The organism is Nocardiopsis sp. iso_25 (assembly GCF_056173305.1).
The window spans coordinates 4,513,234-4,529,263 of record NZ_CM149667.1; the positions used below are offsets into that span (position 1 = coordinate 4,513,234).

The 16,030-nt window shown below is 73.9% G+C and carries 13 protein-coding genes; 1 reads left to right on the forward strand and 12 read right to left on the reverse strand.

Going from position 1 to position 16,030, the window contains the following annotated elements; translation table 11 throughout:
* Positions 1-45: 45 nt before the first annotated feature.
* From AC0VX6_RS19395 to AC0VX6_RS19445, 11 genes are all read right to left on the reverse strand, one after another.
* Positions 46-1,269 (reverse strand): sensor histidine kinase, encoded by a 1,224-nt coding sequence (locus tag AC0VX6_RS19395; protein WP_274974060.1) that lies wholly within the window; start codon positions 1,267-1,269, stop codon positions 46-48.
* Positions 1,270-1,805: 536 nt separating this feature from the next.
* Entirely contained in the window at positions 1,806-2,657 is an 852-nt protein-coding gene (locus tag AC0VX6_RS19400; protein ID WP_212643557.1) for a TrmH family RNA methyltransferase, read from the reverse strand.
* Between the two features lie 10 nt (positions 2,658-2,667).
* Positions 2,668-3,039, reverse strand: coding sequence for a 50S ribosomal protein L20 (gene rplT / locus AC0VX6_RS19405; protein ID WP_274974061.1), 372 nt, complete (start codon positions 3,037-3,039; stop codon positions 2,668-2,670).
* Positions 3,040-3,201: 162 nt separating this feature from the next.
* Entirely contained in the window at positions 3,202-3,396 is a 195-nt protein-coding gene (gene rpmI / locus AC0VX6_RS19410; protein WP_013154086.1) for a 50S ribosomal protein L35, read from the reverse strand.
* A gap of 180 nt (positions 3,397-3,576) precedes the next feature.
* Positions 3,577-4,161, reverse strand: coding sequence for a translation initiation factor IF-3 (gene infC, locus AC0VX6_RS19415; RefSeq protein ID WP_082166842.1), 585 nt, complete (start codon positions 4,159-4,161; stop codon positions 3,577-3,579).
* A gap of 402 nt (positions 4,162-4,563) precedes the next feature.
* Positions 4,564-5,400 (reverse strand): shikimate dehydrogenase, encoded by an 837-nt coding sequence (locus tag AC0VX6_RS19420; protein WP_274974062.1) that lies wholly within the window; start codon positions 5,398-5,400, stop codon positions 4,564-4,566.
* Between the two features lie 12 nt (positions 5,401-5,412).
* Entirely contained in the window at positions 5,413-7,932 is a 2,520-nt protein-coding gene (gene mltG, locus AC0VX6_RS19425) for an endolytic transglycosylase MltG (protein ID WP_475465512.1), read from the reverse strand.
* Positions 7,932-8,417 (reverse strand): Holliday junction resolvase RuvX, encoded by a 486-nt coding sequence (ruvX, locus tag AC0VX6_RS19430; protein ID WP_274974064.1) that lies wholly within the window; start codon positions 8,415-8,417, stop codon positions 7,932-7,934. Before ruvX ends, mltG begins: the two co-directional genes overlap by 1 nt.
* 591 nt (positions 8,418-9,008) lie before the next feature.
* The gene (alaS, locus tag AC0VX6_RS19435) at positions 9,009-11,675 is read right to left on the reverse strand and encodes an alanine--tRNA ligase (RefSeq protein WP_274974065.1); all 2,667 of its coding nucleotides are present in this window, start codon (positions 11,673-11,675) and stop codon (positions 9,009-9,011) included.
* A gap of 260 nt (positions 11,676-11,935) precedes the next feature.
* The gene (locus AC0VX6_RS19440; protein ID WP_475465515.1) at positions 11,936-12,214 is read right to left on the reverse strand and encodes a hypothetical protein; all 279 of its coding nucleotides are present in this window, start codon (positions 12,212-12,214) and stop codon (positions 11,936-11,938) included.
* Positions 12,211-12,603: a DUF948 domain-containing protein gene (locus tag AC0VX6_RS19445; RefSeq protein WP_013154102.1), complete on the reverse strand. Its 393-nt coding sequence runs from the start codon at positions 12,601-12,603 to the stop codon at positions 12,211-12,213. Before AC0VX6_RS19445 ends, AC0VX6_RS19440 begins: the two co-directional genes overlap by 4 nt.
* A gap of 384 nt (positions 12,604-12,987) precedes the next feature.
* Here AC0VX6_RS19445 and AC0VX6_RS19450 point away from each other — a divergent pair, with 384 nt between their 5' ends.
* Positions 12,988-14,571: a serine/threonine-protein kinase gene (locus AC0VX6_RS19450; RefSeq protein WP_475465517.1), complete on the forward strand. Its 1,584-nt coding sequence runs from the start codon at positions 12,988-12,990 to the stop codon at positions 14,569-14,571.
* A gap of 105 nt (positions 14,572-14,676) precedes the next feature.
* Here AC0VX6_RS19450 and AC0VX6_RS19455 read toward each other — a convergent pair whose 3' ends face one another.
* A complete protein-coding gene (locus AC0VX6_RS19455; RefSeq protein ID WP_019610761.1) occupies positions 14,677-16,020 on the reverse strand; it encodes a replication-associated recombination protein A in 1,344 nt (447 codons plus the stop codon).
* Positions 16,021-16,030: the final 10 nt, after the last annotated feature.

Below are 16,030 nucleotides of genomic sequence, written 5' to 3' on the forward strand. Positions count from 1 at the left end.
GGCACGCCGTTGCGCCCACCGGGGAGGCTGGAGGGTCTGAGTGCCTCAGACGAACTCGGGTGCCCCGGCGGGCATGGTAAATCGGAACTCCGCGCCGCCGCTGGGGGCGCGTCCGACGGTGATCGTGCCGCCGTGGGCCTCGACGAGGCCCTTGACGATGAACAGTCCGAGGCCGGTCCCGCCCCGGCGCTTGCTGCGCCAGAACTGGCGGAAGACGCGCGGAATGGTCTCGGGCGCTATGCCCTGGCCCTCGTCGCGCACCGACACCGCTGTTCCTCCCTCGCAGGGCTCGATCACCACACTGACAGTACCAGCGCCGTGCCGCACCCCGTTTTCCACGAGGTTGGACAGGATCTGCTCGATCTTGTCGGCGTCGAGCCACATGCGCGGCAGCTCCCCGCGGGTCTCGACCCGGAAGCGCTCCTCCGGCTCCCCGGAGGCGACGCGGCCGGCCACGACCCGGCGCACGGCGTCGGGCAGGTCCACCACCTGGCGGCGCACCTCCAACCGGCCCGACTCTATGCGGGAGACGTCGAGCAGATCGTGGATGAGGCGGGTGACGCGGTCGGCGTCGGCGTTGACCGTCTCCAGCATGAACAGCTTCTGCTTGTCGGTGAGCCGTTCCCACTTGGCGAGCAGGGTGGAGGTGAAGCCCTTGACGCTGGTCAGGGGCGAACGCAGCTCGTGGGCGACCTCGGAGACCAGGTCGGCGCGGGAGCGCTCGGCGTGCGCGGAGGCGTCCCGGAGGGTGACGACCAGGCGGACGAGCTCTCCCCCGGGGCGGGCGCGCACGTAGCGCGCGGCGACGAGCACCTCGCGGTCGTCGGGCAGCAGGAGGGCGCGCTCGGCCTGGCGGACGCGGTCGCGCGCGCCGCCGTAGGGGTCGCTGGCCTGCCACCAGTCGTTGCCGTCGATGCCCACGAGGGGCAGGACGGCGCGGTAGTCGCGGCCCAGGGCGGACTCGGCGGGGACGCCCAGGACGTGGGCCGCCTGGGTGTTGAAGAGCACGACGCGTCCACGGGAGTCGGCCACCACGACGCCGTCGGGCAGGTCGTCGGCGTGCAGCGGGGTGCCGCCCGGTCCGGCGGGCGAGCCGCCGTCCACCTCCCACAGGGCCGCGGGGACGCGATCGCCCGTACGGGGTCCGGGAGCGTTCTCGGCGGAGACGCCCGCGACCGGTCCGGCTCCGTGCCCGGGGTCGTCCGGGGAGTGAGCGGTCCCGCTGCCCGAGTCCTCCGCCGGGTGGTCCACCTGCCGGCCGCTGCCCACGCCTCTCCCCGCTCCCCTTGAAGGTCCACGACCACAGGCTCCTGGGCCGAGGACCGCTGACCGGTCGTGCCCGCAACGCCCGTGGACACCACCGCAGGTTGTCTACCCTGCACTTCCACCTGGTACGCCTCGCGGCCCGGGACCGGGCGCCCGACGACAGACGAGCGTACAAGCCCCCTTCGGACGACCCGCCTCCCGGGAACGGGGATCACGGGCCCCGGCGCGCGGCGCGTGCTCACACCATGTCGTCAAGCCTGCCGGGTGGGACAGGAAGGACACGGCGTCGCACCCGCGACACGGGTAGGCCGGTCGGGCCCTACGCGCGACGCGCATGGACCCTCCGCGATCCCCAGGCCCCGACCCTATAGGCACGCGGTGCCGGTGCACGTGCACTTCGGACGAACGCGGTACCCGGAATCCGCACGGGCACCGACGGCGGGACCCGCGCGCGGGAGCGGCGCGAACGCAGCCGCTCCATCACGCACGGTAACCACCGGTGTCGTGAGCTGGGCCGATCCGAACCCGTCCGCTCCGGCTCAGGAACGCCGCTGCTGCCGCGCGGTGGTGTAGAGGCAGACCGCGGCGGCCGTGGCCAGATTCAGGCTTTCGGCCCCGCCGTAGATCGGGACGCTGACCGCGCCGTCGGTCAGGGCGACGGTCTCCTCGGGCAGTCCCCAGGCCTCGTTGCCGAACACCCAGCCGACCGGGCCGTCCAGGTCGCCGCTGTCGGCGACGGCGTGCAGGTCGCGCCGACCGCTGCCGTCCGCGGCCCACACCCGCGCGCCCACGCCGCGCAGGAAGTCGACGGCGCGGGCCACGGGGACGCCAACGACCACGGGCAGGTGGAACAGGCTTCCGGCGGAGGCCCGCACGCACTTGCCGTTGTAGGGGTCGACGGAGGCGTCGGTGAAGATGACGACGTCGGCGCCGGCCGCGTCGGCGGTGCGCAGCACCGTGCCGGCGTTGCCCGGGTCGCGGACGTGGGAGAGCACCGCCGCGAGGCGGACGTCGCCGACACGCTCCAGCGGGACGTCGACGAACTCGCAGACGGCGATGACCCCCTGCGGGGTGACCGTCTGGGCCAGCTCCGACATCACGTCCAGGCTGACCCTGTGGGTGGGCACGTCCACCGCGCGGGCGGCGTCCACCAGGTCGATGTGGCGCTGCATGGCCTCCGCGGTGGCGTAGACCTCGACCACGCCGGGGGCGGCCCCTCCGTGGGGGGACCGCCCCTGGGCACCGTCGACCGCGGCGGCCAGGGCCTCGCGCACAGCCTGCGGGCCCTCGGCGAGGAAGCGCCGCTCGCGTTGGCGGAAGGTGCGCTTGGCGAGCCGCCGAACCCCCTTGATCCTGGGTGAGCGGATGCTCGTGAACTCGTGGCTCGCCATCACCGCTCGCCTAGGCCGCGGCCTCGGCGGGGAGGGCCTTCTTGGCCGTCTCCACCAGGCTGGCGAAGGCGGCCCCGTCGTTGACCGCCAGCTCGGCGAGCATACGGCGGTCGACCTCGATGCCGGCCAGCTTCAGACCCTGCATGAAGCGGTTGTAGGTCAGACCCTGGGCGCGGGCGGCGGCGTTGATGCGCTGGATCCACAGGCGACGGAACTGCCCCTTGCGGTCCTTGCGGTCCCGGTAGGAGTAGGTCATCGAGTGGAGCATCTGCTCCTTGGCCTTGCGGTACAGGCGCGAGCGCTGCCCGCGGTAGCCGCTGGCCCGGTCGAGGACGACCTTGCGCTTCTTCTTGGCGTTGAGAGCCCGCTTCACGCGTGCCACTGGAACTCCCTAGTTGTCTCTTCCGGCGCGCGCGGCGCGCCGACCGGCCCGGCTGCGTCGAACCCGGCGGCCGTGTTGCTTCGGTGGTTCCCTCCCGGGGGCCGTCACCGCACCGGCCGTGGCCGGCGGGCGGGCGCTTCCGCGGAGGTGAGGGGCCCGGGACTACTTGCCGAGCAGCTTGCGCATGTTCTTGGCGTCCGCGGGGGAGAGCACGGCCTCGTTGCCCAGCTTGCGCTTGCGCTTGGAGGTCTTGTGCTCAAGGATGTGGTTCTTGTTGGCACGGCGGCGCATGATCTTGCCGGAGCCGGTGACCTTGAAGCGGTCCTTGGCCCCACTGTGGGTCTTGTTCTTCGGCATGTCGCCGTCGTCTCCTACTCCGTCGGAGTGCCACCCGCCCCCAGGGGGCGGAGGACACGGTTCTTCCGCTGCTGTGTCGGGGACACCGCGCGCCGGTGCACCGCACCCGGGCCGTGCGCGCGCAACCCTTCCCACCACCCGGTCCCTGTCGGCGACCGGGCGGTGGGGGAATTCCCGTCGCTAGGCGTCCGTGCTCTGCTCGCGGCGGGACTTGTCCCCCGCCGCCGCACGGGCCTCGGCCTTGTGCTCGGACCGCCGCTTGTGCGGGCCGATCACCATGACCATGTTGCGACCGTCCTGCTTGGGCTGCGACTCCACGGTGCCAAGGTCCTGGACGTCCTCGGCCAGGCGCGCCAGCAGTCGGCGGCCCAGCTCGGGCCGGGACTGCTCACGGCCGCGGAACATGATCGTCACCTTGACCTTGTCCCCGCTCTTGAGGAACCGCACCACGTGACCCTTCTTGGTCTCGTAGTCGTGCGGGTCGATCTTCGGGCGGAGCTTGATCTCCTTGATGATCGTGTTCGACTGGTTCTTGCGCGACTCGCGGGCCTTGACCGCGGACTCGTACTTGAACTTGCCGTAGTCCATCAGCTTGGCGACCGGCGGACGCGCGGTCGGTGCGACCTCGACGAGGTCGAGGTCGGCCTCCTGGGCCAGACGCAGGGCGTCCTGCACGGAGACGATGCCGACCTGCTCGCCGTTGGGTCCGACGAGACGGACCTCGGGAACCCGGATGCGGTCATTGATGCGGGGCTCGGCGCTGATGAGACCCCTCCCTAGCTATGTCGGATTACCTGGGACCGGTCGCCCGCCTGGTGGTGGACGGCCGTGTGGACCGGGCCGCCCTCGTCCGTCGGGCCGCCGGTCGCGTCGGGGTCCGCATACAGCGAAAACCCCGCCAGCGTTTGCAAGCGGGGTGATCCGACCGGTTATTCCCAGCGAGGTCGCGCGCGCGGACCGGGCACCCCGGACACGGGTGCTCGGTCGACAGAACGCGGCGCGATCGATCGCCGGGCCGGAACCCGCGCGGGCGGTACCCGGCAGGTGGGAGGATCATCTCCGCTTGCGGCTCCGGTGTGGGACACACCGGACCAAGTCGATACCTCATCGTACCAGTGCCCGGAGCCGGTTCGTCCCACCCGGGCGGTCACCCTCCCCCGACAGCGCTCAGGCGGAGACGGAGCGGCGGGCCAGCTCGGCCTCACCGGCCGCGCGCATGGCCTCCACGGGCACCTCGCCGGCGCCGGTCATCAGGCGGACCTGCTCGACGGCCTGGTGCAGGAGCATGGGGAAGCCGCCGACCACACGGCCGCCGCGCGCGGCGACGGCCGCCGCGGCGCGGGTGGGCCAGGGCGAGTAGACGACGTCGAACAGGTCGGCGCGCGAGGCGGCGAGCAGGTCGGCGTGGAGGTCCGCCGCGCCCGAGGGCAGGGAGGACACGACCAGGTCCACGTCCAGGTGCTCGTGCACCTCGGCGAGCGGGGCCACCTCCAGCGGGTGGCCCGTGCGGCGGGCCGCGGCGGCCACCTGTCCGGCCCTGGCCGGATCGCGGGCCAGCACGGTGACCGGCGCGGTCAGGCCGAGCTGGCGCAGCGCGACGAGGGCGGAGGCCGCCGTGGCCCCGGCCCCCAGGACGACCGCGCTGCGGGGGGCGTCGGCCCCGGCCTCGGCCAGGGCCGCGGTGATCCCGGCGACATCGGTGTTGTGGGCGTGCCACTCCCGCCCGCGGCGGACCAGGGTGTTGGCGCCGCCCGCCTGGAGGGCCAGGTCGGAGACGGTGCCGGCCAGTTCCAGGGCGCGGCGCTTGAGCGGCATGGTCAGGGACAGCCCGGCCCACTCCCCGCCGAGTCCGGCGAGGAAGGGCGCGAGCTCCTCCTCACCGCACTCGTGCAGGCCGTAGGACCACTCGTCCAGGCCCATCGCCGCGTAGGCGGCGGTGTGCAGCACCGGTGAGAGCGAGTGGGCCACCGGCGAGCCCAGGACGGCGGCGCGCACCGGTCCCATGTCAGCGTCCCCCTACCATTCGGCCTGGTTCTCGGCCACCATCTGGTTGTGCTCCTCCAGGGTGGTGGAGAAGCCGGTGTGGCCGTTCTCGGGGTCGACGAGCGCGAAGTAGAGGTAGTCCTCGTCGGCCGGTGCCAGGGCCGCCTCGATGGCGTCCACCCCGGGGGCCACGAACGGCCCGGCGGGCAGTCCGGTCATGCCGTAGGTGCTGTAGCCGCGCGGGTCGGCCTCGCAGGAGGCGCGCTGCTCGTTGTCGAGGAAGGTGCCCTCCTCGCCCAGGACGTAGAAGCACGTGCTGTCCATCTGGAGCTGCATGCCCTCCTCCAGGCGGTTGTGCACGACCGCGGAGATGAGGGGCATGTCCTCCTTGGTGCCGGTCTCGGCCTGGACGATGGCCGCGATCGCCATGACCTCGTTGGCGTCGTAGCCCAGCGCCTCGGACCTGCCCTCCAGGTCGATCTCCTCGGCGACCTGGTTGTGCTGGGTGACCATCGTCTTGAGCACCGAGAGCGCGTCGGAGCCCGGGTCGAACCGGTAGGTGGACGGGAACAGGTAGCCCTCGGGCCCCTCGGTGGCGTAGTCGGGCAGGCCGAGTTCGTCCGTCTGGGCGTAGGCCGCGTCCAGTTCCTCCACACTCAGGTCGGTGGCCTCGGAGATCCTCTCGAAGATGCCGTCGGTGCGCAGACCCTCGGGGATGGTGACGCGCCCGCCGACACGGCTGGCCGGGTCGAGCAGGGCGGCCACGGCGGCCTCGCCGCTCATGCCCTGGGCCAGGGAGTAGGTGCCGGGGGCCAGCCCGGAGCCGAGCTCCTCCTCGGGGACGGCGTCCAGCGCGTTGAGGAACGCCCGGGGACTGGCCACGACCCCGGCGTCGGCGAGGTTCTCGCCCACGACCGAGCCCGCGTCGCCCTGCTCGATGACGAACACGGTCTCGCCGCTGCCCTGGCCGTCGAAGTCGGCGGGCAGGACGTAGGTGCGGATGACGGCGTAGCCGCCGCCCGCCACGACCAGGAGCAGGACCAGGGCGAGCACGATCGTCAGGGCCCGGCTCCTGCGGCGGCGCTTCTTGCCGCCCTTGCCCGCGTTGGCGCGGGCCCTCTTGAGCTCCTTGGCCTTCTTGCGGCTGCTGCGGCCGCCCCCGTAGGCCTCGGCGATGTCGGCGAGGTTGGGCTCCTCGTACTCGTCCTCCTCCTCGGGCTCCTCCTCCGGCTCCTCGCGGCGGCCGCGCCTGCGGCGGCCTCCGCGCCGACCGCCGTCGTCGGCCGCGGACGCGCGGCGGGAGCGGCGGGGACGGGGTTCGGGCTCCTCCTCGGAGGCCTCCTCGGCGAAGGACTCGGCGGGCTCCTCCTCGGGCTCCTCGTCCTCCCGGGGGGCCTCGTCCTCCACGGGGGCGCCGCGCCTGCGGCGCCCGCCGCCGCGGCGGCGGCCTCCCCGGTCCTCCTCCGCCTGCCTGCGGCGGGAGCGGCGCGAACGCGGCTCGGGGTCCTCCTGCGGCTCCTCGTCGAAGTCCTGGGCCTCGAACGCGCCGGAGTCGGGCTCCGGGGACGCGGCGAAGGCGTCGGTGCCGGGGAAGGCGCCGCTGTCGGCGGGGGCGTCGGAACGCTCGTCCCACGCGTCGCGGTCGGCGCGCGCGCGGCGGCTGCGGCGGCCGCGGGGCTCCTCCTCGACCGCGGCGAACGCGCCGGTGTCGGCGGAGCCGCTGACGCCGGGGAAGGTCCCGGAGTCGAAGGCGCCGCTGTCCTCGGGGGCGTCGTCCAGGAAGCCCCCCGTGGGCTCGTCGTCGCGTCGGCCGCGCCTGCGGCGCGCGCGACGGCCGCGGGGCTCCTCCTCCGGGGGCGGAGCCGCGGCGGGGGCCTCGTCGGCCGGGGCGCCGCGCCTGCGGCGCCCGCCGCCGCGGCGGGGCTCCTCGGGCTGGGGTTCGGGCTCGGGTTCGGGTTCGGGTTCGGGGCGGGCGCGGCGGCCGCGACGGGGCGGCTCGTCCTCCCCGGAGGACGCGGCCGCGGGGCCCTGCGCGGGCCGGGCGGGTGCGGCGGCCTCGCCCAGGTTGGCCAGGGCGGCCAGGGCGTCCTGGGTCGGGTCGCCCGCCGGACCGGTCTCACGCGGGCGCGCGGGGCCCTGGGAGCGGGGCGGCGCGGGTTCCTGGGACCGGGGCGCCTCCTGGGCCTGACGGCGGGGGGCGCTGGAGCGGGCGGCGCGTCCGCCGCGCAGGGCGTCGGCCGCGCCGCCGCGCCGGGCGGGGCCCGAGGGGCTGGCAGGGTCTTCCGCGGGCGGCTCGGCGCGGTGGCGGCGCCCGGAGGGCTGTCCTTCGGGACTCAACGAGTCGTACCCGCCGCTGCGGGAGGCGTTCCGGGACGGGCGGAACTCACCCGTGCCGGAGTCCTCGTTCCAGTCCGCCGGTTCGGGGCGCGCCCTGCGGCCGCGCGAGGGCGGCTGCGCGGGCGGGGGGCCGCTGAGCGGGTCGTGGTCGTAACCGCGCTCGCGGTCGGCTCGCCCACGATAGGGAGTGTCGGGGTAGTCATCCCTGTCGTTCATCATTCTCCCTGGCTGGAGCGGACGATCTCGCCCGGGGGATGGCCTGTTGACCGTTCCTGGTCCAAGGCGCTCTGGAGGAGCACGGTGGCGGCGGCCTGGTCGATGACCGACCTGCGGGCCCGCCCGCCCCTGGCTCCCTTGGCGGCGAAGGAGGCGCCGGAGAGCAGCTGGCTCTGGGCGGTCACCGTGGTGAGGCGTTCGTCGACCAGACGGACGGGGACGGGGTGCAGGAGAGCGGCGAGCGTGCGCGCGAACTCCCTCGCGGAGCGGGCCGCCGGGCCCTCCTCCCCCGACAGCGAGGCGGGGTAGCCCACCACGACCTCCCGTGCCTGCCTTTCCAGGACCAGCAGGGCGATGCGCTGTGTGTCGCCCTTTCCCCTCCGGACGGTCTCGACCGGGCTGGCGAGCATGCCGCCGGGGTCGCTCGCGGCGACTCCGATGCGTGCGTTGCCGGGGTCTACGGCCAGGCGCACACCGTGCCTCACGAGGACCTCTTCCCGGAACCGGAAGCGGTGCTCGGGCGGGCCGTGCCGTTGCGGACACGGCACCGCGGCTGGGAAATCCTCAACACGGTGGTCCTGTTCGTCAGCTGGATCGCGGGAATCTCCGCACAGACAGCCGTGTGATCGGCTGTGACGCGCCACAGTATGCCCGATTCGATGACAGCACGCAGCCTCAACGGTGTTGGGCGCCGTGCGGGGCCGCGGGCCGCGTCGGCCGCCTCGTACGGGGCGGTTCCGGCGGGGTCCGGGTCGGACGCGCTCCGTCAGAGTGTAAAACACCCGGGAGCCGCCGCTGCGCGCGCGAACGCCGCCGCGGTGCCCGGGAACCGGGCCCGGGGCGGTTCCCCCGCAGGTGGCGGCGGGTCCGGACCCCGTGGGGACCAGCGTGCCCGAGCGCCGTGGAATCCTCCACATGATCACTCTTGGTTATGTTACATATTCATTTCGTGTCCATGCGGGGTTGGGCTGGCGCGCCCGGGGAAACGGCCGGGTCCGGTGGTCCTCGTCACGCCCGCGCACACGCGTCGGGCGTGCGCGGCACAGGTGCCGCACACGCCCGTCGAAACCGTCGGTCTACCCCCGGGCGACGCGCTCCTCCACGGCGCGCAGGGCCTCGTCCACCTTGCCGGGGTCGCTTCCGCCGCCCTGGGCGATGTCGGGCTTGCCGCCGCCACCGCCGCCGAGCGCGCGGGCCGCGATGCCCACCAGCTCGCCCGCCTTGATCCCGGCCTTCTGCGCGGCCTTGTTGGTCGCGATCACCACGACCGGACGGTCCTTGGGCACGGCGGTCATCGCCACGACCGCGGGCTCGTCCTCGCCGAGGCGGTCGCGCACGTCCAGCACCAGCTTGCGCAGGTCGTCGCCGCCGGCGCCCTCCGGCGCCGGGGCGGCCACGACCAGCGCGGAGCCGTGGCGGCGGGCGCCCTCAGCGATCGAACCGGCCGCCTGGAGCACCTGGGCGGCGCGCAGCTTCTCGATCTCCCGCTCGGCGGCGCGCAGCCGGGAGACCATGGAGTCGATGCGCTCGGGCAGTTCCTCGCGCGGGGTCTTGAGCTGCTCGGACAGCTGCCCGACCAGGGTCGACTCCTTGGACAGGCGCCGGAAGGCGTCCACGCCCACCGCCGCCTCCACGCGGCGCACGCCCGAGCCGATGGAGGACTCGCCGAGCAGCTTGACGATGCCCAGCCTCGCGGTGGAGGGCACGTGGGTCCCGCCGCACAGCTCGACGGAGTAGTCGCTCATCTCCACGACGCGTACGCGGTCGCCGTACTTCTCGCCGAACATGGCCATGGCGCCCATCTTCAGCGCCTCGTCCAGGCTCTTCTCCTCGGTCTGGACCGGGATGTCGCCCGCCAGGACGGTGTTGACCTCCTCCTCGACCTCGGCCAGGCGCTCGCCGCCCAGCGCGCTGTCGGCGGTGAAGTCGAAACGCAGCTGGCCGGGGCGGTTCTCCGAACCGGCCTGGCCGGCGGACGGGCCCAGCGCGTTGCGCAGCGCCGAGTGGATGAGGTGGGTCGCCGAGTGCGAGCGCTCGATGGCGTGGCGGCGGCCGGTGTCGATGCCCGCGTGCACGGTGTCGTCCAGGACGACCTCCCCGGAGCGGACGGTGCCGCGGTGCACGAACAGGCCGGGCAGGGGCTTCTGCACGTCCTCCACGTCCACCACGCCGCGGCCGTCCACGGTCAGCGTGCCGGTGTCGGCGAGCTGGCCGCCGCTCTCGGCGTAGAACGGAGTGCTGTCCAGGACGATCTCGACCTTGTCCCCCGCGCGGGCCGCGGGCGCCGAGACGCCGTCCACGACGATGCCCTTGACGCGCGACTCGCTCTCGGACTCGGTGTAGCCGAGGAAGTCGGTCTCCCCCGCGCCCTCCAGCATCCGCGCGTACAGGGAGATGTCGGCGTTGCCGAGCTTCTTGGACCTGGCGTCGGCCTTGGCGGTGTCCTTCTGGCGCTGCATGAGCTCGCGGAAGGAGGACTCGTCCACGGACAGGCCCTGCTCGGCCGCCATCTCCAGGGTGAGGTCGATGGGGAAGCCGTAGGTGTCGTGGAGCTGGAAGGCGTCCGACCCGGAGAAGACGGTGCCGCCCCCGGCGCGCGTGCGCTCGGCGGCGCGGCCGAACAGCGCGGTGCCCGCGCGCAGGGTCTCGGCGAAGTTGCGCTCCTCGGTGTCGATCACACCGTGGATGACGTCGGCCCGGTCCAGCAGGTCGGGGTAGATGTCCTTCATCGCGTCGATGCTGACCTCGGTCAGCTCGTGCATGAAGGCGGTGTCGGTGCCCGAGAGCAGGCGCAGGTTGCGGATGGAGCGGCGCAGGATGCGGCGCAGGACGTACCCGGCCTTCTCGTTGCCGGGCCGCACGCCGTCGCCGACGAGCATGACGGCGCTGCGCACGTGGTCGGCGACCACGCGGAGCATGACGTCCTGCTCCTGGCCGTCGCCGTAGCGGGTGCCGGTGAGCTCGGCGGCGCGGTGCAGGACGCGGCCGATGATGTCGGTCTCGTAGATGTTGTCGACGCCCTGCAGGACCGCCGCGAGGCGCTCCAGGCCCAGGCCGGTGTCGATGTTCTTCTTGGGCAGCTCCCCGAGGATGGGGTACTCCTTGCCGCTGCCCTCACCCCGCTCGTACTGCATGAAGACGAGGTTCCAGATCTCGATGTAGCGGTCCTCGTCGGCCTCGGGGCCGCCGTCGACGCCGTACTCGGGACCGCGGTCGTAGAAGATCTCGGAGCAGGGGCCGCAGGGACCGGGCACGCCCATGTCCCAGTAGTTCTCCTCCTTGCCCATGCGCTGGATGCGCTCGGGCCGCACGCCCACCTTGTCGCGCCAGATCGCCTCGGCCTCGTCGTCGTCGAGGTAGACGGTGACCCACAGCTTCTCGGGGTCGATGCCGAAGCCGCCCTCCTCCACGGGCGTGGTGACCAGCTCCCAGGCCAGCGGGATCGCCCGCTCCTTGAAGTAGTCGCCGAAGGAGAAGTTGCCCAGCATCTGGAAGAACGTGGCGTGCCGGGAGGTCTTGCCGACCTCCTCGATGTCCTTGGTGCGGATGCACTTCTGCACGCTGGTGGCGGTGTCGTGGGGGGGCGTGCGCTGACCCAGGAAGTAGGGCTTGAACGGAACCATGCCTGCGGGCACCAGCAGCAGCGTGGGGTCCTCGGCGATGAGGCTTGCCGAGGGCACGACGGTGTGTCCGTTCTTCTCGAAGAAACTGAGGAAGCGGCGCGCGATCTCTGCCGTCTCCATTGATGCCCTCCTGCTGCTCGGCTCCGCCGCCCTGGGCGACGTGGCTGTCCCTGCCGGGACCGTGGTCACGCGTGGTCGGTAGGCGCCCATCGTAGAGGGAACCGCGCTACCGGCGCGCGTGGTTTGCGGGTGGCCGCCGGGGCCGTCCTGATCAGGACAACGGCGGCGGTCCGGTTGTTCCCAGGCTATCGCCGCCGACCACCGCCGGGCCCCGTCGTCCACAGGCGCTCGCGGCGCAGCGGCAGCCGCGCGGGGGCGGGCTAGCCGGACCCGGGCAGCCCGCGGTCGTCGGCCCCGGGCAGGGGCCGGCGCTCCTTCCTCGGGGCGTACCGGCGCAGGAGTTCCTCCTCCTGCTCGCGCACGGCGTCGGCGAGGTCCTCGTTGAGTTCGCGCAGGGCGCCCCGGTACTCGCTGACCTGGCCCTCCACCCGCTCGGCGATACCGCCCGGGGTGAGGGAGCGCCGGGCGCGGTGGACGCGGTGGACCGCGTAGCCGCCGAGGGCGGCCCCCGCGGCGAGGTAGAACAGTCTGCCGATCACCGGTTCGCCTTCCTCCGGCGGGTGCGCACGACCGCCAGGGCCCTGCGCTGGCCGAGGACGCGGCGCACCCCGTAGGACAGCGAGGCCGCCTTCACCAGCGGGCCGGTGAGCACCGAGCGGGTCAGCGCGGTCATCGTGGAGACGTCCTCGGAACTGGCCTGCACGTTGGCGGTGATCTCCTCGACCCGTTCCAGCGAGGTGTTGGTGCGCTCCACCGTGGACGCGACGTCGTCCAGCAGGGGCGGGGTGCGGTCCCCCAGTTCCGACACGACCTTGGTCGCCTCGTTGATGAGCTTGATGAGCTTGACGAGCGCCACGCACATGAACGTGGCCAGCACCGCCCAGACCACCGCGGCGACGAGCGCGGCGACCTCTCCTCCGGTAAGCATGCGGGCTCCGTGGGCAGATAGAGGGTGACTTCGAGGGTGTGCGGCGGCCCCTCGGGCACGCGCCGGGACCGGGGGCCGGGGGACGCCGGCGACCGCGCCGGGCCGGGCGCCGCGGACGGGCGTTCCTCGGCTCGGCGGATCCTCCCCTTTGGTCCGCGCGGGACGGGCCGGTTTCGGCCGACCCTATCGCGTCCCGCCTCCGGGCGGGCGAGGGCGCCACGGCGCGTCCGAACCCTTCGCGGGACGTCCGCTCCGGGCCGCGGGGATCGACGCCGCGCCCGTCCTGGGGGACAATCGGCCGCAAGCCCGGTCCTTCCGAAAAGCTGACTACGATGTGCGGACACTCAGCCGCCCCTCGGCCCCAGAAGCATCGACAGGACGCTCATGAGCCCTCGTTCTCCCCGAGAGATCTCCGTACTGGTACCGCCGGACCTGGCCCCCCTCTATCCGGACGACCCGTCGCGGATCGGTCCCTACCTCGTCCTCGGACGGCTGGGACAGGGGGGCAGCGGCACCGTCTACGCGGCCGTGGACACCGCCTCCGCGAGCGCGGGCGACCGCCTGGTGGCAGTGAAGGTCCTCACATCCGCCGAACTGGAGTCCGCTGACGCCTACCCCGCGCTGGAGCGGCGGTTGCGGGCCCTGTCCAACGTCGACTCCGCGCGCGTGGTCGTCCCCTTGGCCTTCGACAGCGACGCCAACCCCCCGTGGCTGTCCATGCCCTACATGGCGGGCGAGCGGCTGTCCCACTTCGTCACCAAGCGCGGCGGGCTGGGCACCGGCAAGCTCATCGCGCTGGCCACCGGCCTGGCCGAGGGGCTGTCCGCGCTGCACGCGCGCGGCGTGGCGCACGGGTCGCTGCGCCCCAGCGAGATCCTGCTGGAGTCGCACGGCCCGCACATCATGGAGTGCGCGGTCGTGGCCTCCCCCGAGCGCATGCGCGGGTCGGGGGCGACCTGGCTGAGCCCCGAGCGCTTCCGAGGCGGGACGGCCACGCCCGCCGCCGACGTGTTCGCCTGGGGCGCCGTGGTCGCCTTCGCCGGGACCGGGCGCCTGCCCTTCGGTCCCGGGGAGCCCGAGGAGATCGCCGAGCGCGCCGCGCGGGGCTCCTTCGACCTGACCGGTCTGGCCAAGGGGCTGCAGCCGGTGGTCGGGCGTTCCCTGGACCCCGACCCGGACGGCCGCCCCAGCCTGCGCGAGGTGATCGGCGCGGTCATCGCGGTGTGGCAGGCGCAGAACGCCGCGGAGGGCGGCGGGGCCTCCCCCGCCGGAGGCGCGTCCGCCGCACCGGACCGCGACGAGCTGGCGCGCATCCTGGAGCGCGAGTGGCACGCCGTGGAGCCCCCCGCGCGGGTGCCCGAGGTGATCCGGCTGGAGGGGCGCATGTCCAACCGGCGCCCCGCACGGGCCGTGTTCCTGGCCGCGAGCGCGGTGCTCGCGCTGACACTGGTCGGCGGCGGCGTGTGGGGCGTCTCGCGGCTGCTGGCCCCCGAGCAGGGGGACGCCCTGGTCGCGGGCGCCGACGGTGGGGGGTCCGCGTCGCCGAGCCCCGTCGCCGAGGAGGACCCGCTGACCCTGGTGGTGCGGTTCGACCCCGCCGAGCAGGAGTCCCCCGAGACGGGTCCGTGGGTCTACACCCCCGTCGACCGCGAGGACGAGCCGGTCCGCGGCCGGGGCATCCCCAGCCACGCGGCCTGGGCCGAGCAGTGGGACGTGGCCGGGGAGCCGGGCGAGGCCGTGGTCGCCCCCGACGCCGAGGTGCTCTGCGCCAAGTTCTGCGCCGCGCCCGAGCACCTGTTCATCGACGAGGAGGGCCGCGGCACCTGGGAGCTGACCGGGAGCGACTTCGTCGACTACCTGTCGTGGGGCCCGGTGGTCGTCGTGGAGGTGACCTTCGCCGAACCCGTCGGGGAGGGGGGCGAGGGGCCCCGCGAGATCGTGCGGGTGACGGAGCTGTTCACCGACTGACCTCCGCGGCGCGGGCGCCCGTCCCTGATTCCCCTCCCGGGCGCGTGCGGCGGCCGGGCGCCGTCCGCCGCACGCGCGCCGGTACCGCGGGCCGCTCCCCGGCGTTCAGCCGCGCTGGCCGCCGCCCCGCAGGACCTCCTTGATGCGCTGGAGGACCTCGCCGAAGCGCCGTTCGGCGCCGTGCTGGGTGGGCCGGTAGTACTCGCGGTCGGCGAGCCCGTCGGGGGCGTGCCGCTGGGGGGCGACTCCGCCGGGGAAGTCGTGGGCGTAGCGGTAGCCCTTGCCGTGGCCGAGTTCGGCGGCGCCCCGGTAGTGGCCGTCGCGCAGGTGGGCGGGGACGGGTCCGGCCAGGCCCGCGCGCACGTCGGCCGCGGCGGCGTCGATGGCCGAGACGACCGCGTTGGACTTGGGGGCCAGGCTGATGTGGATGACGGCCTGGGCGAGGTTGATGCGGGCCTCGGGCATGCCGATGAGCTCCACGGCCTGGGCGGCGGCCACTGCGGTCTGCAGGGCGGTGGGGTCGGCCATGCCGACGTCCTCGCTGGCGTGCACGACCACGCGGCGGGCGATGAAGCGGGGGTCCTCACCCGCCTCGATCATGCGGGCGAGGTAGTGCAGGGCGGCGTCGGGGTCGGAGCCTCGCATGCTCTTGATGAAGGCGCTGACGACGTCGTAGTGCTGGTCGCCGGAGCGGTCGTAGCGCACGGCGTGCCGGTCCACGGCGCGTTCGACGTGTTCGGCCGTGATGGTGACCGGCTCCGCGCCGGGGGCGCCCGCGACGAGCGCGGCGGCCTCCAGGTAGGTCAGGGAGCGGCGGCCGTCGCCGCCCGCGAGGCGCACGAGGTGGTCCGCGCCCTCGTCGGAGAGCGTGTAGCGCCCGTCCAGCCCGCGCTCGTCGGCCAGCGCCCGGTCCACCAGGGCGCGGACGTCGGCGTCCTCCAGCGACTCCAGGGACAGCAGGAGCGAACGCGACAGCAGGGGGCTGACCACGGAGAAGAAGGGGTTCTCGGTGGTGGCGCCGATGAAGCTGACCCAGCGGTTCTCCACGGCGGGCAGCAGCGCGTCCTGCTGGGTCTTGTTGAAGCGGTGGACCTCGTCCACGAAGAGCAGGGTGCGGGTGCCGTGCATGCCCATGCGGCGCCGGGCGTCGTCGATGACGGCGCGCACGTCCTTGACCCCGGCGTTGACGGCGGACAGCTCCACGAAGCGGCGCTTGGTGACGCGGCTGACCACGGTGGCCAGGGTGGTCTTGCCGGTGCCGGGCGGGCCCCACAGGAACACGGACATGGGCGCGTCGTCCTCGACCAGGCGGCGCAGCGGGCTGCCCTCCCCGAGCAGGTGGCGCTGGCCCACGACCTCGTCGAGGGTGCGGGGGCGCATGCGCACGGCGAGCGGTTCCTGGCCCCTGGCGGCCTCCGCGCCGGCGTCGTCGAAGAGCGTGTCGGACACCTGTCCAGGG

What these genes read in the sequence shown, in the direction of transcription:
- AC0VX6_RS19400 (WP_212643557.1), bottom strand. Translation starts at nt 2,657, where the DNA reads ATGGCGAGCCACGAGTTCACGAGCATCCGCTCACCCAGGATCAAGGGG.
- rpmI (WP_013154086.1), bottom strand. Translation starts at nt 3,396, where the DNA reads ATGCCGAAGAACAAGACCCACAGTGGGGCCAAGGACCGCTTCAAGGTC.
- AC0VX6_RS19420 (WP_274974062.1), bottom strand. Translation starts at nt 5,400, where the DNA reads ATGGGACCGGTGCGCGCCGCCGTCCTGGGCTCGCCGGTGGCCCACTCG.
- mltG (WP_475465512.1), bottom strand. Translation starts at nt 7,932, where the DNA reads ATGAACGACAGGGATGACTACCCCGACACTCCCTATCGTGGGCGAGCC.
- alaS (WP_274974065.1), bottom strand. Translation starts at nt 11,675, where the DNA reads ATGGAGACGGCAGAGATCGCGCGCCGCTTCCTCAGTTTCTTCGAGAAG.
- AC0VX6_RS19445 (WP_013154102.1), bottom strand. Translation starts at nt 12,603, where the DNA reads ATGCTTACCGGAGGAGAGGTCGCCGCGCTCGTCGCCGCGGTGGTCTGG.
- AC0VX6_RS19450 (WP_475465517.1), top strand. Translation starts at nt 12,988, where the DNA reads ATGAGCCCTCGTTCTCCCCGAGAGATCTCCGTACTGGTACCGCCGGAC.